Origin of the sequence: Anaerosphaera multitolerans (assembly GCF_004006535.1) — a bacterium.
Taxonomy (GTDB): domain Bacteria; phylum Bacillota; class Clostridia; order Tissierellales; family Peptoniphilaceae; genus Anaerosphaera; species Anaerosphaera multitolerans.
In genome coordinates, this window is sequence record NZ_RLIH01000019.1 from 18485 (window position 1) to 38452 (window position 19968).

At 33.4% G+C, this 19968-nt stretch carries 22 protein-coding genes; 7 read left to right on the plus strand and 15 right to left on the minus strand.

All coding sequences use genetic code 11. The features are described from left to right. Positions 1 to 7: 7 nt before the first annotated feature. Positions 8 to 496, plus strand: coding sequence for a prolyl-tRNA synthetase associated domain-containing protein (locus tag EF514_RS09870; RefSeq protein WP_127725285.1), 489 nt, complete (start codon positions 8 to 10; stop codon positions 494 to 496). A 44-nt stretch (positions 497 to 540) separates the two neighbouring features. Here EF514_RS09870 and EF514_RS11015 read toward each other — a convergent pair whose 3' ends face one another. Continuing rightward, positions 541 to 645, minus strand: a complete 105-nt coding sequence (locus tag EF514_RS11015) for a rubredoxin-like domain-containing protein (protein ID WP_127725286.1) — start codon at positions 643 to 645, stop codon at positions 541 to 543. 90 nt (positions 646 to 735) lie between these two features. Between EF514_RS11015 and EF514_RS09880 the strand changes: the two genes are divergently transcribed. Both EF514_RS09880 and EF514_RS09885 read left to right on the plus strand, forming a co-directional pair. Further along, complete coding sequence (locus tag EF514_RS09880; RefSeq protein WP_127725287.1) at positions 736 to 1077, plus strand: cytoplasmic protein; 342 nt, start codon at positions 736 to 738, stop codon at positions 1075 to 1077. 634 nt (positions 1078 to 1711) lie between these two features. Continuing rightward, on the plus strand, positions 1712 to 3067 hold the full coding sequence (locus EF514_RS09885; protein WP_127725288.1) for a Na+/H+ antiporter NhaC family protein: 1356 nt from the start codon (positions 1712 to 1714) through the stop codon (positions 3065 to 3067). 43 nt (positions 3068 to 3110) lie between these two features. On the opposite strand, the gene EF514_RS09890 is transcribed toward EF514_RS09885, so the two are convergent. Continuing rightward, a complete protein-coding gene (locus EF514_RS09890; protein ID WP_127725289.1) occupies positions 3111 to 3800 on the minus strand; it encodes a YitT family protein in 690 nt (229 codons plus the stop codon). Positions 3801 to 3859: 59 nt separating this feature from the next. On the opposite strand from EF514_RS09890, the gene EF514_RS09895 reads away from it, so the two are divergent. Beyond that, a complete protein-coding gene (locus EF514_RS09895; RefSeq protein ID WP_127725290.1) occupies positions 3860 to 4660 on the plus strand; it encodes a MerR family transcriptional regulator in 801 nt (266 codons plus the stop codon). Positions 4661 to 4812: 152 nt separating this feature from the next. Here the strand turns inward: EF514_RS09895 and EF514_RS09900 are convergent, their stop codons facing one another. After that, positions 4813 to 5883 (minus strand): LCP family protein, encoded by a 1071-nt coding sequence (locus EF514_RS09900; RefSeq protein WP_127725291.1) that lies wholly within the window; start codon positions 5881 to 5883, stop codon positions 4813 to 4815. A 12-nt stretch (positions 5884 to 5895) separates the two neighbouring features. After that, a complete protein-coding gene (locus EF514_RS09905) occupies positions 5896 to 6144 on the minus strand; it encodes a pro-sigmaK processing inhibitor BofA family protein (protein ID WP_127725292.1) in 249 nt (82 codons plus the stop codon). A gap of 87 nt (positions 6145 to 6231) precedes the next feature. Between EF514_RS09905 and EF514_RS09910 the strand changes: the two genes are divergently transcribed. Beyond that, the gene (locus tag EF514_RS09910) at positions 6232 to 6669 is read left to right on the plus strand and encodes a DUF188 domain-containing protein (RefSeq protein ID WP_127725293.1); all 438 of its coding nucleotides are present in this window, start codon (positions 6232 to 6234) and stop codon (positions 6667 to 6669) included. A gap of 39 nt (positions 6670 to 6708) precedes the next feature. Here EF514_RS09910 and EF514_RS09915 read toward each other — a convergent pair whose 3' ends face one another. Further along, the gene (locus tag EF514_RS09915) at positions 6709 to 7341 is read right to left on the minus strand and encodes a cytidylate kinase-like family protein (RefSeq protein ID WP_127725294.1); all 633 of its coding nucleotides are present in this window, start codon (positions 7339 to 7341) and stop codon (positions 6709 to 6711) included. Between the two features lie 187 nt (positions 7342 to 7528). On the opposite strand from EF514_RS09915, the gene EF514_RS09920 reads away from it, so the two are divergent. Next, the gene (locus EF514_RS09920; RefSeq protein ID WP_127725295.1) at positions 7529 to 7921 is read left to right on the plus strand and encodes a RidA family protein; all 393 of its coding nucleotides are present in this window, start codon (positions 7529 to 7531) and stop codon (positions 7919 to 7921) included. Between the two features lie 57 nt (positions 7922 to 7978). Here the strand turns inward: EF514_RS09920 and EF514_RS09925 are convergent, their stop codons facing one another. The 8 genes from EF514_RS09925 to EF514_RS09960 form a co-directional block, all read right to left on the minus strand. Next, on the minus strand, positions 7979 to 9979 hold the full coding sequence (locus EF514_RS09925; protein ID WP_127725296.1) for a sodium-translocating pyrophosphatase: 2001 nt from the start codon (positions 9977 to 9979) through the stop codon (positions 7979 to 7981). Positions 9980 to 9988: 9 nt separating this feature from the next. Then, the gene (gene secG, locus EF514_RS09930) at positions 9989 to 10210 is read right to left on the minus strand and encodes a preprotein translocase subunit SecG (RefSeq protein ID WP_127725297.1); all 222 of its coding nucleotides are present in this window, start codon (positions 10208 to 10210) and stop codon (positions 9989 to 9991) included. Positions 10211 to 10312: 102 nt separating this feature from the next. Further along, positions 10313 to 11197, minus strand: a complete 885-nt coding sequence (locus EF514_RS09935; RefSeq protein WP_127725298.1) for an undecaprenyl-diphosphate phosphatase — start codon at positions 11195 to 11197, stop codon at positions 10313 to 10315. Between the two features lie 9 nt (positions 11198 to 11206). After that, positions 11207 to 11839 (minus strand): hypothetical protein, encoded by a 633-nt coding sequence (locus tag EF514_RS09940; RefSeq protein WP_127725299.1) that lies wholly within the window; start codon positions 11837 to 11839, stop codon positions 11207 to 11209. Further along, a complete protein-coding gene (gene dnaB / locus EF514_RS09945; protein ID WP_127725300.1) occupies positions 11839 to 13164 on the minus strand; it encodes a replicative DNA helicase in 1326 nt (441 codons plus the stop codon). Before dnaB ends, EF514_RS09940 begins: the two co-directional genes overlap by 1 nt. Before the next feature lies 1 nt (position 13165). Beyond that, positions 13166 to 13612 (minus strand): 50S ribosomal protein L9, encoded by a 447-nt coding sequence (rplI, locus tag EF514_RS09950; RefSeq protein ID WP_127725301.1) that lies wholly within the window; start codon positions 13610 to 13612, stop codon positions 13166 to 13168. Further along, a complete protein-coding gene (locus tag EF514_RS09955) occupies positions 13612 to 15600 on the minus strand; it encodes a DHH family phosphoesterase (RefSeq protein WP_127725302.1) in 1989 nt (662 codons plus the stop codon). Before EF514_RS09955 ends, rplI begins: the two co-directional genes overlap by 1 nt. A gap of 13 nt (positions 15601 to 15613) precedes the next feature. Further along, positions 15614 to 16486: a DUF2232 domain-containing protein gene (locus EF514_RS09960; protein ID WP_127725303.1), complete on the minus strand. Its 873-nt coding sequence runs from the start codon at positions 16484 to 16486 to the stop codon at positions 15614 to 15616. A gap of 212 nt (positions 16487 to 16698) precedes the next feature. Here EF514_RS09960 and EF514_RS09965 point away from each other — a divergent pair, with 212 nt between their 5' ends. After that, complete coding sequence (locus tag EF514_RS09965) at positions 16699 to 17457, plus strand: IclR family transcriptional regulator (RefSeq protein WP_127725304.1); 759 nt, start codon at positions 16699 to 16701, stop codon at positions 17455 to 17457. A gap of 83 nt (positions 17458 to 17540) precedes the next feature. Here EF514_RS09965 and murI read toward each other — a convergent pair whose 3' ends face one another. Then, entirely contained in the window at positions 17541 to 18368 is an 828-nt protein-coding gene (murI, locus tag EF514_RS09970; protein ID WP_127725305.1) for a glutamate racemase, read from the minus strand. Between the two features lie 145 nt (positions 18369 to 18513). Continuing rightward, complete coding sequence (gltS, locus tag EF514_RS09975; RefSeq protein WP_127725306.1) at positions 18514 to 19713, minus strand: sodium/glutamate symporter; 1200 nt, start codon at positions 19711 to 19713, stop codon at positions 18514 to 18516. Positions 19714 to 19968: the final 255 nt, after the last annotated feature.

The following is a 19968-nucleotide window of genomic DNA, read 5'->3' on the forward strand; positions in this document are numbered from 1 at the left end:
GATTTATATGGAAAAGTATAAACCAGTCTACAACCTTCTTAAAAATTTAAATATATCCTTTAGCGTCGTAGAACATCCTCCCGTATATACTACTGAAGAGGCGGATAAGTACATTGAAGGTATTGATGCTGTTCCAACTAAAACCTTATTTTTATGCAATCGTAAAAAAAATAAATACTACTTGGTTATAATGGACGATAAAAAAATACTGGATATGAAAAAACTTGGAGATCTTATAGGTGAAAAGGGAATGAAGTTTGCCTCGCCTGAAAAGCTAAAGGAAAAAATGGATTTAACTCCTGGTATGGTATCCATATTTGGATTGATGAACAATACAACTCATGACATAAATCTCTGTCTTGATAGGGATATGTTAGATAGTAAAAATCTCACCTTTCATCCCAACGATAATACCAAGACTTTAATTATCGCCACAAAAGCTATATATAAACTTCTCAAAAAATTAGATTATGAATTTAAAATTATAGATTTATAAAAATCAAAGGCAGCTATTAGACTGCCTTTTAAATTTTTTTACTTTTAAAGGAGTATAAATTTTTCCGAACCTACTCCACATACAGGACAGAATTCAGGCGGTTGTTCTCCCTCATAAATATATCCGCAAACTATACATTTCCACTTCATATTTTTTCTCCTTTGTTAATTTACTTACAATTGTTATTTACCCAAAGTTAAAGGGTAAATTTATATAAAGTATATTAAAGGGGTGATAGAATGAAAAAAGTGGTGTTTTATGCTTTCCAGGGAGAAGAAATGTGTTTTATGCACCTGCTATTTAATGCCATCGATATGCATAAAAAAGGCATTGAAACTAAAATCGTAATTGAGGGAAAGGCAACGGCTCTTATAAAAACCATGGTTGAAAGTGACAACAAACTTTATAAGGAAGTTGTAGGACTTGGATTAATCGATGCCGTTTGTCAGGCATGTGCTCATCAAATGGGAGTTTTAGAATTTGTAAAAAATGAAACCGACCTTCCAATAAATGCTGACTTGTTAGGCCATCCGCCAATGGCTCCTTACATTAAAGAAGGTTATGATATAATAACTCTTTAAACATAAAATTAAACCGGTCTATGCCGGTTTAATCATTGTGTTTTAACCTTTCTACTAAAGGTTATTTTTATATGCTCTTATTGAATAAGATGAAGTAGCACTTACAATTATAACTACTAAAACAAAAAACTTAAAACAAGGCTAAAAGAGTACTTATATTCCCAGTAAGATATAACTCTAAATTTATTAACTGAAAATATATACATATCCCTTCAGATAAAAATGTTATAGTTCTTCCTATTTCAATTAAAGCTCTATATCGCAATTGAATTTGAAGTAAGCCTTAACTTTTTATCTTTTTCCCTTCTATCTTCTCCTTACTCTGCTAGTCATTGTAACCAAAGTGTGCTCATCTACAAAATTTCCGTCAATTTCCCACAGATTCCAAATTAAATTTAAGAGTCTTATTTAATAACTTATCATCTTCAACTATTAATAAATTTTTCATATTTCTTTCGCCTATTAATTTAATCTATCTCTATTTAACTGCAAAGATTATATAAGTATAATTAAAGATTCAATACTTTAATAACTTTATTATTAAGAGCCTTTACTATTCGTATTTTTAATGTTAGAATAATTTATAGTGTATAATACCATTTATAATTATTATATTTATCTAGGGAGGTTAAATATGAAAACTAAGAAAGAATATAAAAACTATGGTGCTAGAGCCTTTATACCTTTACTTGTTTTTCTCGCATTGTACATAGGAAGTGGATTATTTTTCACTATCCAAGGAAAAGAAGATGCTTTTTCACAATTTCCAAGACATGTGGCATTATTGGCAGGTATTGCAGTAGCCTTACTTATGAACTTGGAAGTCAAAATAGATCAGAAAATAGATTGTTTTTCTGAAAATGCAGGAAACCCTGGAGTTATGCTAATAGGTTTGATTTATCTTTTAGCAGGAGGATTCCAAGGTGCTGCAAAAGCCATGGGAGGAATGGATTCAATAGTTAATATGGGACTTCACTTTATTCCACCATCATTACTCATCCCCGGAATATTTGTTTTGTCCAGTTTTATTGCAACTGCCATTGGAACTTCCATGGGAACAATAGCTGCAGTGGCACCAATTGCCATTGGTGTAGCTACTAAGGGAAACTTAAATTTAGCCATTGCATGTTCAGCAGTTATAGGAGGAGCTTATTTCGGCGACAATCTTTCAATTATTTCTGACACCACTATTTCAGCTACTCAAGGTGTTGGCGCTGAAATGAAGGATAAGTTCAGAATGAACCTGCTAATAGCTCTTCCTGCTGCAGTTGTTGCTGTTGTTCTCTATGCAATAGTAGGGGGAACGGGAGTTATAGAAGGAGATTTGGAATATCGGTTCATACTTATAATTCCGTACTTTGCAGTATTAATAACTGCACTTATGGGCTTTAACGTAGCCGGTGTTTTATTTATCGGAATACTTATGTGTGGAGTAATAGGACTTGTCACAGGTTCCATTGGATTCTTTGAATATGTTCAATCCATTGGCGACGGTATGTCAGATATGTTCAGCATTACAATTATAGCAATCCTAATATCGGGTTTAATTGGCATTATAAAGGAATATGGCGGAATCGAATGGTTGATAAATGCCATTACTTCCAGAATAAAGGATAGAAAGGGCGCTGAATACGGAATCGCATTTTTATCAGGACTGCTTTCCATATCCTTAGTAAACAACACTTTGGCAATTATAATTTCTGCACCTATTGCCAAGGAAATAGGCGCACAGTACCATATAGCACCTAAACGCCTTGCAAGTTTACTGGACATTTTTGCCTGTGCCTTTTTGGCCCTTTGTCCTCATGACGGAGGTATGTTAATAGTAACAGGATTATCAGGAGTTTCTCCAATAGAGGTTATAAAGTATTCCTTCTATATGTTCGCTTTAATAGCAGCAACTGTAATTACTATTCAATTCGGTTTACTTAGAACCCCTGAAGAAAAAGAATATGAAACTAAAGTTAGACTTGAATCTAATAATAACTAATAAAAAACCATAATTGCTTTAAAAGTAATTATGGTTTTATTTTTTAAACTATATTTGAGTGCCGAACTTCTTTTAGTGATTTCTTTTTATCCTTTAACTTTTCAGATTCTTCACTTCTAAATACATTTACTACTAACTCTATTACATTTGAAGATACAGTAACTGTAATTAGAGAAAATATTATTTTTGAAAAAGGAATATAACTAAGACTTAAAAGCAGCACTGAAAAATCTGTAAACATATAGGCCCAGGAAACCTTTCCTCCAAATCTTTGAAAAATTACCAGGGCAAGAGCATCATCACCGCCGCTACTTCCTCCGGATCTTACTATTAATCCTGCCCCCACTCCCACAAAGATTCCTCCTAAAATCGCAGCCAAAAGAGGAGAGTTTGACAAGTCCGCAAAAACAGGCGGAAATAATTCCCAAAACTTAATAAATCCGGAAAAACTTAAAGTTGAAACTGCCGAAACTATTAAAAAATTTTTACCCAAGTATTTTAACGCCAACAGATAACACACCGCATCTAAAACCGGCGCAGTATAGGACATGGATATTCCAAACCAGTGATTTATTAGTAAATTTAATCCCAGAACTCCTCCTTCAGTAACATCTGATTGCTGATGTACGTTGTAAAGTCCAAAGGAAAGAATGGCCGAACCCATCAGTATCATAAAAATTCTATAGGGCGGAAATAGCTTTTTTATCTTTTCCACCATTTTTCTGTATTGCATAATTGCCTCCTTGTTTTATATAATAAACCTTAGTATGATACTAAGGTCAAGGAGGAAGTATGAAAAAACAATTTAAAATTAATGAAGTTTCCAGATTATTTAACATAGGCCCGGATTCACTTCGTTATTATGAAAAAATAGGTCTTTTAAATCCAAAAAGAGATCAAAATAACTACAGAATTTATAGTTTAAATGAAATTTATCAATTAAATATAATCGCCGAATTTAGAAAGTTAAACATTCCCCTTGCTCAAATTAAAAATTATATTGAAGACCTTTCTTTTTCCAATACCCTTTCCGTACTCAGTGAAGAAAGCAATATTTTAAAAGAGGAAATTAAAAAACTTCAAATTCAAAAATCATTAATTGACAATCAAATTGAAAATCTAAGGGAATATTTTTCAATGGATACCGAAAAATTCACAATTAAATCATTTTCTAAAAGACACATTGTAGAATTAAAAACCTCAATAATTCTTGATGAGGAGTTTGATTTTTCCATTATACTGCTACAGAGAAAAAGCGACTTTAAAGTCAGTTCCTTTAAGGATAATTTAATAGGCGCAAGTTTTTCCATAAAGGATTTTAATAGAGAAATTCCCGTTAAGTATGACAGTGTTTTTATATTTCATAATGAACCCAACATAGCTACAAATTACCTAGATAAAGGCAACTATCTTTCCTACATCTACAAAGGTAATTATGATAAGCTGCCTAGCCATATAGAAAATTTAAAAAAATATGCCAGAGATAACAATCTTAAAATAGAAAATACAGTCTATGAAACCTACTTAGTAGATAATCGCTATACAGCAATCCCCGAAGAATTTTTAACTGAGCTGCAAGTTAGAATATTATAATAAAATTTTTAATCCACTTTTCGTCTTTTAACTTATTTATTTTTGTTAGCTACCTGTTCATATAATACTTAAATACAAAAATGACAAACCCTAAATTAATTTAAAGTTTGTCATTTTTTAAACTACAAATATTTTTAAAAAATTTATATTTTTTATACCGCTTCTTTTATATTTTCATTAGTTATATTATTTACATCATCTTCACTGTGAGATTCTTCTAAGTCTTCTTCAGTTTCCAATTCCGCTTTGCCTTCTAAAAAATCGGTAATTAACTTTCTTGCGCTGTCCTTACTAACTACATAGATGCTGACATCATCTTTTCCAATGGTGGCCCTGCCGTCTCTACCTTCAACTGTAGCCGTAGAAATATTTTCCCTTTCAAGCTTTAATCCGTAATGAGCCAAGTAGGAAATTTCTCCATAGTTTAAATCCGTCTCAACGTATCTGTCAATTAAATCCAATATACTTGGAAGTCTAAATATGGTGGCAGGTGTTTTTAATTTGTCAAACATCTTCATTAAAAAATCCTGTTGAGCGGAAATCCTTCCTATATCCTGATTGGCATATGCCTTTCTCGTTCGTAAATAAGAAACTGCTCCCTCTCCATCTAAGTGGTTAATTCCCCTTTTTAAGTTAATTACAAGAGGAGGTACTACCCAATCGTCTCTATAGGTATAGTCGGGATGATCCCATTCAATATCTATTCCACCCACTGTATCTACTATTCCCACCACTGCTTTATAATCTACAATTGCATAATGGTTTATTTCTATATCTAGGAAGTCCTCTATAGTCTTAACTGTTAATTCCAAGCCGCCATTGGGATATACATATTCATTAAATGCTGCATTTACTTTATTTTCGCCATAGCCGTGTATTTTAATATATGTATCTCTGGGAATTGATAAAATTTGCACTCTGTCTGTTTTAGGATCTATGGTAAACAACATAATGGTGTCCGTTCTCATTCCATTTTGCTCTTCCGTCATATCCACTGTCGCAGACTTATCCACGCCTAATACCAGAACATTAAGCGGTTCATCTCCACTAAAGACATTAATGTCTTTATTTTTGTCATTTTCAAAAGCCGTTTTCTCAGTTTCATTTTCCAAGAGATTTATTCCCTTGTTACCGAATTTAGGCTTAAGAGAATAGGCCATAACCACTGCTCCCGATAAAAGCAGTATACTTAAAAAGATAAATATTCTATATACATGCTTCAATATTGCACCCCACTAAATAAAAAGTTTTAATAAAATCAATACTACAACACCTGGAACTCCAAAGAAACCAACTAAAAAACTGGTTAAGGGATTTATGACTATTGCAAGTCCAAATTTCGTTGCTATTAAATTAAATAAATAGAGCACAATAGCGCCGCCTATAATGTTTAAAATCACTTTAAATAAAATTGAAAGAGATTTAAAAAAAATAATAACTAATAGGCAAATTAATATTGCTCCTATTATAAAAGAAAGTTCCATTTTCTCACTCCTAAACACTTATTATATCACTAAATTAAGGTAATATAAATAAAAGTTAAAATATAGTATAATGTAATTGGTGATAATATGAAGGTATTTTTAGACGCCGACGCTTCGCCTATTACACATATAGTAATAGATGAATGTAGGAGGCTGAATTTAAAATTAGTAATAGTTAAAAATTTTTCTCAGCAGATACAATCCGACTATCCCTCTATAGTAGATGTGGATATATCTCCAGAAGCAGCTGATTTATACATTGTAAATAATTTGGAGCCCTTTGACCTTGTAATAACTCAGGATATAGGTCTTAGTGCCCTTTGTCTTTCAAAAAGAGCTTATGTTATGAATTTCTTCGGAAAATCCATAAATGATTTAAATATTGAATACCACTTAGCTACTAGACATGTAAATAAGGTTTTAAGAAACCAGAAAATATATTCAAAAAACAAAAAACGAAAGTCCTCGGACAACGGTGACTTTTCCTTTGAACTTAGAACTTTTTTAGAGAGCCATCTCCAGTAAAAAGACGTCAATTTTATAGTGGTTAATTGACGTCCTATACTAGTTTTTACTGTGAACCGCTTTAATTATAATATCTGCAATAATTTCATTTCCCAAAGTGGCTGAATTTATACATAAATCATATTCTCCCGAATAACCCCAGTTCCCATCTGTAAACTTATTATAGTGGTTTTTTCTTCTCCTATCTAACTTATTTATAGAGGATATAGCTTTTTCCCTGCTAATCTTGTGAATTTCCATAATCCTTTTAATCCTATACTCCTCATCGGCATTTATAAATACGTCAAAGGTATCTTCATAATCTCTTAAAACGTAATTTGAACATTTTCCAAGCAAAATGCAACTTCCCTCTTTGGCATAGTCCCTAATAGTTTTGGAATTAGCCAGAAAAGAAGCGTCTATATTGCTAATGTCCTCTTGAGAATAGGAATAGTTCTCCCTATATAAATCGTAGATTGTTCCCTGTAGAAAGGAATCGTCTTTTTTTATATTTTCCGGATTTACTTTACCCTCCATGGTTTTTAATTCTATTATATCTTCATCATATACGGGAATATTTAACTTTTTTCCTATTAAGTTAGCTATTTCAAATCCTCCGCTTCCATGTTCTCTATCCATGGTTATGATTATTTTATTTTTTTTATTTAAAAACAGTTTATTTAATAAGCCCAATGATTTCACCCTTTCATCCCTTACTATTATGCCATAAATTTTATTAAAGTATGTATTATTTAGTTGAAAATTTCTAAGATTACTATAAGATTTAATTAAATTTTTCAGATTAAAATATTACCTATCCGTTGTACTATACTCTTTTATAGTGATATAATAAATTAAAAGATATAAAGGAGAGATAATAATGAGCGTTGAATTTGTTTACACACATAAGGCTCCGGAAGCAATTGGACCTTATTCTCAAGGTACAGAAGGATTAAAAGGAGCTAAAGTAGTCTTTACTTCAGGTCAACTTCCTATGAAGGATGGCGAACTTCAAACAGATGCCAAAAAAGCTACTGAAGCTAGCTTAAGTAATGTACTTGCTATAGTTGAAGCAGCCGGCGGAAAACTACAGGACATTGCAAAAGTAAATGTATTTGTAACTAATATCGAGGAATTCGATGAAATAAACAAAGCATATGCGGACTTCTTCGGAGATCATAAACCTGCAAGATCTTTAGTTGAAGTTTCTAAATTACCTAAGGGTGCAGTTTTGGAAATTGAAGCTGTAGCTCTAGTAAATGATAATCTATAATACATCAAAAATGGTACCCCATGGGTACCATTTTTACTTACATAAATAGATATTTAATTAGAAAAAGTTCCCGCCGTATTGTAGGAATAAAGGAGCAAATACTAAAGATACAACTGTTATAAGTTTTATTAATATATTTAGTGATGGACCAGAAGTGTCCTTAAACGGATCTCCTACAGTATCTCCTGTTACAGCAGCCTTATGAGCTTCTGAACCCTTACCGCCGTGAGCTCCACCTTCAATATACTTTTTAGCATTGTCCCATGCACCGCCGGCATTTGACATAAATATAGCCATTAAAACACCTGTTATTAAAGCTCCTGCTTGAAGTCCGCCAAGAGCCTCCACTCCAAGTATAAGTCCCACAAGTACAGGAACTACTACTGCTATTAAACCAGGTACTACCATTTCTCTAAGTGCTGCTGAAGTTGAAATATCAACACACTTAGCATACTCAGGAGTAGCTTTTCCTTCCATAATTCCCGGAATTTCTCTAAACTGACGACGTACTTCATCAATCATTGCTGAAGCAGCCTTACCAACTGCACTCATTGTAAGTGCTGAGAAAGCAAATGGAAGCATACCGCCAATAAAAGCTCCTGCAATTACATCAGGCTTAGAAACGTCTATACCGGTAAGACCTGTAACTTCAATATAGGATACGAAAAGTGCAAGTGCTGTAAGTGCAGCAGAACCTATTGCAAATCCCTTTCCTATTGCAGCTGTAGTATTACCAACTGCATCAAGAGAGTCTGTAATTTCTCTTACTTCTTCAGGAAGTTCACACATTTCAGCAATACCCCCTGCGTTGTCCGCTATTGGACCGTAAGCATCTACTGCTATAGTCATAGCACTAGTTGAAAGCATACCCACTGCTGCCAGTGCAATACCGTAAAGTCCGTCAATTGCTTCCACTTTTCCGCCTGCTCCTAAGTAAGCAACTATAATTCCAATTGCAATTACAACTATTGGCCAAACTGTTGACATCATACCCACAGAAAGACCTGAAATAATATTGGTTGAAGCACCGGTTTCTGATTCCGCAGCTATTCTTTGAACCGGTTTATATTGTTCAGAAGTATAGTACTCTGTAATTTTAGATATTATTAAACCTACAGCTATTCCCACTATTACAGGAATAAACGGTTTAAAACTTCCAAATATTTTATTTGATAAAAATCCTGCAACTATTACTGTTACAAGTGCTGATACATATTCACCGTTATTTAAAGCCTTTTGCGGATTCTTATCTCCCTTTACAAAGAAAGCCGCTATAATTGTAGCTACAATTCCCACTGCAGCTATGGCAATACCGTAAGATACTCCATCTTCTCCATAAGCGGAAACTCCCAGTGTAATTACTGAAAGTAAAGCTCCTACATAGGACTCAAATAAGTCAGCTCCCATTCCTGCAACATCACCTACGTTATCTCCTACGTTATCAGCTATAACTGCAGGGTTTCTTGGATCGTCCTCAGGTATTCCCGCTTCTACTTTACCTACAAGGTCAGCTCCAACGTCTGCCGCCTTTGTATAAATACCGCCACCAACTCTTGCAAAAAGTGCAATTGAAGATGCTCCCAATGAAAAGCCTGTAATTATAGTAGGATCTCCAATAAAGTAATAAGAAATTGATATACCAATAATTCCCAGTCCTACTACTACCATTCCCATTACAGCTCCACCGGAAAATGCAATATCAAGTGCTTTTCCAAGTCCTGAATCCATAGCGGCATTAGCTGTTCTTACATTTGCCTTTGTAGCAACTTTCATTCCCACATAACCGGCTAAAACTGAAAAAATCGCTCCCACTACGAAACAGATTGCCGTAGTTACATTTAAGCCAATAGCCAGTACTATAGTAAGCGCTATTACAAATATTACAAGCGCCTTATACTCTCTTGACAAAAATGCCATAGCACCATCTTCAATGTAGGAAGCTATTTCTTTCATTCTATCATTTCCAGCTTCTTGCTTTGTGACAAAACTTGCCTTATATGCAGCAAATAGTAGGGCCAACACTCCTACTACAGAAGCTATTATCAATATTTTTTCCATAATTCCTCCCTAAAATACTGCCAATACTAGTATTGCAACTGCAAAAACTATTGAAGATACTATAATAATCTTATTTTGAATATCTTTCTTACTGCTGCCCTTGTGTTCTCCCCAAGCAGTTTCTGCACCGCTAAGAGTCCCAAGTCCCGCTTGGTCACTTTCAGTTAACACTACAGTAACAATTAGTATTATTGCAGTAATTGCTATTATTGCAGATAAAACAGTTTCCATATAATTTCCTCCCTTAAAACTTTTTCCATATCTATAACATTATAAATTCTACCACAGGAATATCTTTAAATCAATGACAAATGCTTGCTTTAAAAGCTCTTTTTACTTAATTAAAAAGTAAGAAGTTAAAACCACTATTCCCAAAACTATTCTATAGACTCCAAAAACTTTAAAATCGTGTTTTTTTATGTAGTCCATAAATTTCACTATAACCACATAGGCAACTATAAAGGATACCACACTTCCCAACAGTATTATCAACCATTGATTTAAGGTAAATCCAAAACCCATTTTAATAACCTTAAGTCCTGTAGCCCCTATCATCGTTGGAATTGCTAGAAAAAAAGAAAATTCCGCCGCAGTGGTTCTGGAACATCCCAATATCATAGCTCCAATTATAGTTGCAGCTGACCTTGAAGTTCCCGGTACCATTGCCAGACATTGAAAAAATCCTATTAACAAGACTGTCTTAATGGGAATTTCATCAATATCATTATATTTAAAGCTCTTTCCCTTATTTCTGTTTTCCATAAATATTATGACAATTCCGTAAAACACAAGAGCAAGGGAAACAGTAACCTTATTAAAAAGATACTTATCTATTAAGTCGTCAAATAAAAATCCCAAAACCACTGCAGGTAAAACTCCAATAATGATTTTTGCCAACAGCCTCATAGTTTTTTTATCTCTGCCATCCCATTTTCGCTTTAAAGTTACGGCACCACTTGCCCCACAAGCTCCACAATTATTTCCTCCAATGTTTACTTCCACTTTACTTTTGGCAAAGGGATTTAACTCGTTAAAATAAATAACCACCACTGAAAGTATTGCTCCCAGTTGAATAATAACGTTAAAAGCATTGTCAAAAGCCTTTGGGCTAAAGGATATAAATTCATTTGCCAGTATTAAATGTCCCGTTGATGAAACGGGTAGAAATTCCGTTAAACCCTCTATTATCCCAAGTATTATCGCCTTTAAAAAATCCATCTATACCTCCTAATTTGAAAATATGCCTATAAAAGATGTAAAAGGTTCTATTAGCACATCCATTATTTCAACACCGTTTTCAACTTTATAAGTACCATCAACTTTTATAAGTTTTAATTTAAACTCCTTAGAAACTCTACTTTCATAATCTTTTAATTCCTTAATAAGAGTTTCATAACCCCTACTTAAAGCCTCTGCCTTTTCCAAATTTAAAGCGTAGCTGCCCCTTTCAATCTCTTCCAATTCCTTAAAGTGAGATTTGAAATCCTCTCCATTTAAAACATCTAATTTCACAACAACTTCAATACCGCCACTTGTATTGGACTTTTCCAAAATCTCATAGTCAAAGTCCATTGATTTTACTACGGCTTCATCTACATACTTCCTTGCGGCACTTTTTATAATTTCTTTTGATTCATCGTCAAAATCTGAAAGTCCCACTCTCACATAGCCTTCATAAAGAGAATCCCCAAAATTCTCAATGCTGAAAAAAGACTTTTCATTTGCCATATAAGTTTTTGCACTTTCAAAGTCCATGGACTTTATGCTCTCTAAGTATTCCTCTGCCACCTTTTCAGAAGTTCCCCTTGAACATCCTACTAGCAACAATAGGGTTAAAATTATAGTTACTATCTTCTTCATCAATATTCTCTTTCCATATTTAAAAATTTTGTATATTCTTTTTTAAAGACCAATTCCACAGTACCTGTGGGACCGTTTCTGTGCTTTGCTATAATTACCTCGCCTATATTCGGCTTTTCACTTTCCTCTTTTGTATAATATTCATCTCTATACAAAAACATAACAATATCGGCGTCTTGCTCTATTGCTCCCGACTCACGCAAGTCTGAAAGTATAGGCCTGTGATCAGTTCTGGTTTCAGGCATACGTGAAAGTTGTGAAAGAGCAATTACCGGAACTTCCAATTCCTTTGCTATAGCCTTTAAAGATCTGGATATTGATGAAATTTCCTGTTGTCTTGACTCAACTCTACCGTCTAATTCCATAAGCTGTAAGTAGTCTATAACCACTAGGTCCAGTCCCTTTTCCAATTTTAATCTTCTGCACTTTGCCTTTAATTCCAAGGGAGAAATACCTGCCGTATCGTCTATTTCAATTTGCAGCTCGGAAATTATAGGCATTACATTTATAATTTTAATCCATTCATCTTCATTTAAATTTCCGCTTATAACCTTTTGTAAATCCACATGAGCCATTGAGGCAATAATTCTCTGTACTAACTGGTGTTTACTCATCTCCAAAGAAAACATAGCAACAGATGCGGAACTTTTTAGTGCCGCATTCGTTGCCAAGTTAACCATAAGAGCAGTCTTACCCATTGAAGGCCTTGCCGCCAATAAAATTAAATCCGACTTTTGAAACCCCGACAATTTATAATCCAAATCCACAAACCCCGTAGTAAGACCTGTAAGTCCGGTTGGGTCCTGCGATCTTTTTTCCATTTGAGCAAAGGATTCAAGCAACACTTCTTTTACAGGCACCAATCCGGTCCTATGAGAATCCTGAGTTATATCAAAGATGTTTTTTTCCGCACTTTCAATAATTGCATTTACTTCCGCCTCAGGCGAATAGGATTTTGCAACTATTTCATCGCTGGCAGTTATCAATCTTCTAAGAGTGGATTTCTCCTTAATTATGTCACAGTAGTACTTTGTATTTGAAATTGCAGCAACAGAACTGGCAAGTCCGGCAATATAACTAAGACCGCCCACCTCTTCCAAAGTTGTTCTTTTCTTTAGCTCCTCTGTCACTGTAACTATATCTGCAGGCTCATTGCGATTGTAAATTGAAAGGATTCCATTATAAATTTCCCCATGTGACTGTGAATAAAAATCTTCACCTCTTAATACCTCAACTGCCGTAGTAATTGCTTCCTTTGAAAGGAGCATAGCCCCTAACACAGATTGCTCGGCATCAAGATTATGAGGAGGAATTCTTAAATCCATACTACTTTGCCTCCACTACAACTTTTAAAATTGCATTTATTTCAGGATAAAGTTTTATATCCACCTTTGTAATTCCCTTTGTCTTAATATTTTCTTTTAAATCTATTTTTTTCTTATCTATGTCCAGCTTAAGTTGCTCCTTAATACCTTCCTGTATATCCTTTGAGGTTATGGCGCCGAAAAGTCTTCCTCCCTCTCCCGCCTTTGCAGTAAGAGTTATCTTTCCCTTTTCTATTTCCTTTTTTAGTACAAGGGCATTTTGCTTTCTCTCTTCCTCTTCAGCAGCTTCAATTGCCTTTTGCTCTTTCCACTTTTCCATATTTTCACTTGTAGCTTCAATAGCTATTTTTCTAGGTATTAAAAAATTTCTGGCATATCCGTCTTTTGCCTCAACTAAATCTCCGGCTTTTCCTAAATTTTTATCATCTTTTAACAAAATTACCTTCATTACTTATCCCCTTCTTTTAAATACTCTTCTATTGCTTCTATAAGTTTCGCTTCCGCTTCATCTAAATTCACAGTATCCAACTTTACGGCAGCCATATTTAAATGACCTCCGCCTCCGATTTTTTCCATTATCAGCTGCACGGAAAAATTCCCCTTACTTCTTGCTGAAATATGAGTTTGATTATCAGAGGGTGCCATTACAAAACTCGCCTTTATATCATTTATATCCAACAATTCATCTGCCGATTGAGCGGAAATTAAAACTGAACTGTCTGAACTTTTTTCAAGTCTTGAAATAGCAATATCGTCAAATACAATTTTCATATTGTGTACTACTTCAGCCTTGCCCAATATAGTATCCAAATCATCTTGGAATAATTGTTTCACCTTAACCATATCCGCTCCTGCTCGTCGTAAAGTAGAAGCCGCCTCAAAGGTCCTAACGCCTGTTTGCGCTGTGAAATTTTTAGTATCTACAACTATACCGCTCATTAGAGCATCTGCCTCAAAATGAGTTAGATTCAAATCGTCGTTCATATAGGTAAGCATCTCCGTCACCAACTCAGACGTGGAAGATGCATAGGGTTCTATATATGTTAATACAGGATTTTCAACAAATTCCGTCCCTCTTCTATGGTGATCTATTATTACGATTTGCGGAGTTTTCTCTATTAACTCAGGTTCCTCCGTTAATGAAGGTTTATTATTATCCACCATTATTAACAGAGACTTAGGCGTTATATTGGAAAGAGCATAATCTCTATTGACGACTAACTTATAAAGTTCAGGCTCCTCTTCTTTCATCCTGTTTATTATATTATTAATAGATGGATTGGGTTTATTTAATACAATATAACCCTTTTTATTTCTATTTAAAACAGCTCTTAAAACTCCTATTGCCGAACCTATTGAATCCATATCGGCGTTCTTATGGCCCATTATAAATACATCTGATGCCCCGTCTATTAACTGCCTTAGGGCAATTCCCAAAACTCTTGCCTTTACCTTATTTCTCTTTTCAACAGCCTTGGATTTTCCGCCAAAGAACTCATAGCTATCCTTAACCTTTACTACAGCCTGATCTCCACCCCTACCTAGAGCTAGGTCCAAAGATGTATCAGCTTCAGTATAGGCTTCCTGAAAATTAAGACCAAAGGAGGATACTCCAATAGATAAAGTTAAAGGAATGGTATTTCCCTTGTCCAATTCCCTTAAGTCATCAAGTAAGTCAAATCTCTTTCCCTTAATGGTCTTTAATGAGCTAAAACTTAATAGTACTAAGTACATATCATCATAGTACTTTCTCACAAGAGCGTTATAGTCCTTGAAGTAGTTACTTATTATTGAATCTATTTCCGCTTTTAAAATAGGCCTGTTATTGGAAGGAGTGGAATCTATAGCCTCATCGTAATTATCCACTTCAATTTTTATAACAATGGGATATTCCGCTACATACCTATTATAAAGTTCTCTGTAGTTATTATTATCTATAAAGTAATATAGTACCATCTTATTTCTGTCTGACTGAGTTTTACTCACATCAACTACATTTGAATGTACTCTGTAATTATTTTTATTTATGTTAACTTCAAAGACTTCAATTAACTCTTCTTCACTTTCTGTAGTTTCAACTATGGGAAGAAGCGTAGAAAGTCTTTCATTCATAATGTTTTCACTTTCAAACATATTTAAAAATAAAGTATTATACCAAATTATTTTATCTTCCTCATCAGTTATTACCAACGGAAAGGGCATATTAAATATTGCATTTTTAGTAACTGAATCAAAATCAGTATTTATATCCTCAATATACTTTATTGATTCCGTTTTTCTCTTTTCCAAACTTTTTAAGGAAAGATAAAATACATAAGCATAGATGATTAAAAATACAATTCCCAATTTTGGAGATAAATATATTAAAATCAGCACAGTTATAGCTGATACTGCAAAATATATTTTCAAATCATCTAAATCATAGTTTTTTTTCATATAAACCACCTCTTTAATTGAGTAGTTTTCTAAAATTAAATATATAATCCAAAACTCCAAGAACAATTAAAACCAATTGAAATCCCGGTACTAAAAAGACACTTACATATATTAGAAATTTAAGGATACTACCTAATTTCATCTTATTTACCCAAAATACCACAACGCTAAATCCAAGTACAAATAAAATAAAACCAAAGACCACTACTAGGTTCCTTATAAGAACGGAAGAATAATCTCCCAAAGTTCCCTTGAAAAAATATATTAAAACCATACTCAATAATAACGCAAGTGGAAGTCCCTTTGGAATTTTAAAAAAACTGAACTTAAATGGTTGGACTATAGAGCCTCCTCTTTTAGCTATTGACCTACTTGCCATAGTGTATGTCAAATACGCCAAAACTAAAGACATAATTATTACCGCTGATGGAATCATCTGAACTGTCATATTGTAAATTTGAGTTAGCTCAACTTCACTTATTCCCATGCTATCTCCAGCAGAGTTTAGCGCCGCTTTTTGAAATTCAATGAAGTTTTCTATACTCTCAGGTGAATTTATAGACTCCGGTGTAAAACCAACCCAGTAGAAACTCACTAATAGAGATAGGAAAAATACCACTGCCGTCACCATTATAGTAGACTCCACGCTATACTTGTTTGAAATCATATAATGAAATATTAATATAAAAGGTCCGAATAAAATTAAAAACATAATTCCTATTTGAGGCGATAAAATTAATCCCAAAATTAAACAAATTCCCAAAAAGGCAGAAAATATTTTAACTATCCCTGAAAATACAGATTCCACTATAAAAATAACCGGTATAAATATATAGAAAACCGGAAATATAATTCCCAATATGGATAAAAGTATAGATTTAATCATTAAAGAAAAAATATTTACATTCGACTTATTAGTCAATTATAATCAACTCCTAATTATAATATTTTATCATAACCCACCTTAAATTTATAGGTTTTTCCAAACATAGACCCTATTCTTTTCAATAATTGAAATCTACTTCCACTTTGTGGTATAATTATGTAAATTTATGTTATAATGATTAAGTAATTTAAAATTTATTAAGGAGTTTTTATATGATACAAAGTATTAGAAAAGCTGCAAATATACTGGAATTTATGAAAGAACAAAATAGAGAGTACAGTGTAGCTGAAATATCAGAATCCATTGAATATCCTCCAAGTACTACCCATAGAATATTAAATACATTAATAAATTGTGGTTACGTTGCAAAGGATGAGCGTACTCATCTATATAAACTTGGTTCAGGATTGATTTCCCTTGGATTATCTGCTATTTCAAATATTAATATTCAAAATGAAGCTTCACCTATTTTAAAAGATTTATCAGAAAAAACCGGCGAAGATTCTTTCTTAATTATAAGATCCGGTAATAACGGAATAGTAATAAGCAAGTCCGAAGGACCACATCCATTGAAGATTGTCGAAAACTTCGGCATTGAAATACCATTACATAAGGGAGCAATTCGAAAAGTCATCTTAGCTTACCAACCAAAGGAATTTATTGAAGCTTATATGCAAAGAGATTTAGAACCCTATTTGGAAAACACTGAAATAGACAAGGTAAAATTAATGTCGGATCTTGAAAAAATAAGAAAAAACAAAATATCCGTTTCCATTTCCGAATACATTCAAAATGCCGTGGGAATAGGAGCCCCTGTATTTGACTATAAAAACGAATTTATAGCTTCTATGGGAATTGTAGCTCCTCAAGATAGAGCTGAAGAGACAGGTGTGGATTTTATTCAGGATAGTATTAGAGAACATGCTGAAATACTTTCTAAAAAATTGGGAAATTACAGCAATATGTATTAAATTAATCTTAATATGAAGGGACCCTTGCGGTCCCTTTTACAATTAAAAAAGAGTGAAAATAATTTCACCCTTAGTTATTGGTCTCAATAGATATTTAATTCCTCAAAAGAAGTTACTACTCCATTTTTAGGGAAAGTGTTATTAAATACTTTCTTAAACTTATCTACATCGTCGGTAATTAAGAACTCCACTTTCTTTGTATTTAAATTTCCCAGCTGATTTTTTTCAGCTAAAATGTCCTTAAGAGATTGAACAGTAGTAAAAGCCGGATCCACTAGACGAATTTTTCTATCATAATTATAACTTTTTATCACTCTTTTAAAGGCATCTCTCGCCAAAGGAAAATGTGTACAAGCTAAAACCAAAGTATCATATTCAAAACTATTAAATTCATCTAAATATCCTTTAATTATCTTTTCAATATGCTCATCGTCTAAATGACTTTCCTCAATAGCAATTACCAAATCAGGAGCTCCCAATGAGCGCAAGGTAACTTCCGGATCCAATTTATCTATATATCTATTGTAAATTCCACTGTTTACAGTTGCTTCCGTAGCTAAAAGAGCAATATTTTTATTTTTAGTAAGTTCTATGGCGTCCATTGACGCATGGTCTACTACTCCCACAATTGGAATATCAAAAAGCTCTTTTACATATTCCAAACCATAAGAACTGGCAGTGTTACAAGCTATAATTATAGCCTTTACATTTCTATTATATAAATATTCCACACACTCCGCTGTATATTTCTTTATCTCTTCAGGAGTTTTTTCACCATAGGGCAATCTTTTAGTATCTCCAACGTAAATATATTCCTCTTCAGGTAAAACTTCCACTACTTTTTTAAGTACAGATAGTCCGCCAACGCCGCTATCGAATACTCCTATTGGTCTATTATCCAAATTTCTCACACTCCTAAATTATAGGATCTATAGTCAATTAGTAAAATCTATGAAAAAAAATAATAAATGGTTAATTTAAATAACCATTTATTATTAGCCTCTATTAATATTATATTCAAATATCAATTATATTCAATTAAAATTGCAATATTCTTTAGAAGAAGTTTACAAATAGCGTTATGACAAAGACATTTAAAATATCTATAAAGAAGGCACCTACTATAGGTAGTATAAAGAAAGCTCTAGGCGCCGGTCCAAAACCTTCTACTACTGATTGCATATTTGCAATTCCATTTGGAGTAGCTCCCATTCCAAATCCGCAATGTCCAGCTGAAAGAACTGCTGCATCAAAATCTCTTCCCATAACATTAAAGGTAATAAAGTAGGCAAAAAGTCCCATCATTACTGTTTGAGCTATTAATATTACAAGCATTGGTCCTGCAACTGCTTTTAATTCCCAAAGTCTAAGTTCAATAAGTGCTATTGATAAAAATATGTTAAGGGCTACGTCACTTATTAAATCAGTAGTTTCTTTATCAATATGTATCTTACCTGTAGCTTCCCCAACATTTCTAAATAGTGCAGCAATAAACATAGCTATTACATAAGAAGGAATATTTAATCCGGGAATTGCCGTTTTTATACCATATTCCAATATTGCACCTATACCTATAGATATAATAAGCAGTGATAAGTGTAACATAAACTTATCAAAGGTAATTTTACCTTGTTCTTCGCCTACTATGTCACTTAAATCATATTCATCTGAATCTCCGGCACTTTTTAAACCCTTTCTCGTAATTAATGATCTTCCTATAGGCCCACCTATTAAAGAACCCATTACAAGTCCAAAAGTTGCTGCAGCCATTCCTATGGCAGAAGCTCCCGGAAGTCCAAAATCAGTTTCAAAAGTAGGTCCCCAAGCTCCAGCAGTACCATGACCACCAGTCATAGTAATAGAACCACAAAGTAAACCTATTAACGGATCTGCTCCAACTGCCTTTGCTAAAGCAATTCCCACTCCATTTTGTAGTGCTACTAATACAACTGCAATAGCAGTAAATAAAAGTACTCCCACTCCACCTTTTTTAATTAGTGAAACGCTTGCCCCTAATCCAATAGTTGCAAAGAATACCATCATAAAGGGATTTTTTAAAGTAACGTCTAAATTAAAAGATACAATTCCGGAACTTTTTAAAATTAAATGTACTATTGCAAAAATAAGTCCCCCTACTACTGGTGATGGAATACAAAACTTATCTAAAATAGTAATTTTTGTTTTCAGCCATCTTCCAAGATAAAACATACACACTGCCAATGCAACTGTTTGCATCATGTTTAGATTTAATTCCATACAAACACCTCTATTTATATATTTGACTGTAACGTCGGAACCTATTATAACAAAATTCTTACAGTTACAAAAGAAAAATTCTGTTTTTTTAATCCCTAACAAATCCCATTATATGAAATACATTCCTTTAGCCCAGTTGTATTGCCAGCCTCATAAAAGCTAAAAAAGTAAACGTTTTTATTTAATACAGTTTTACTTTTGATATTTCTTATCAATTACTGTCTCTGTTATAAAAGTAAAATTTTTCAATAATTA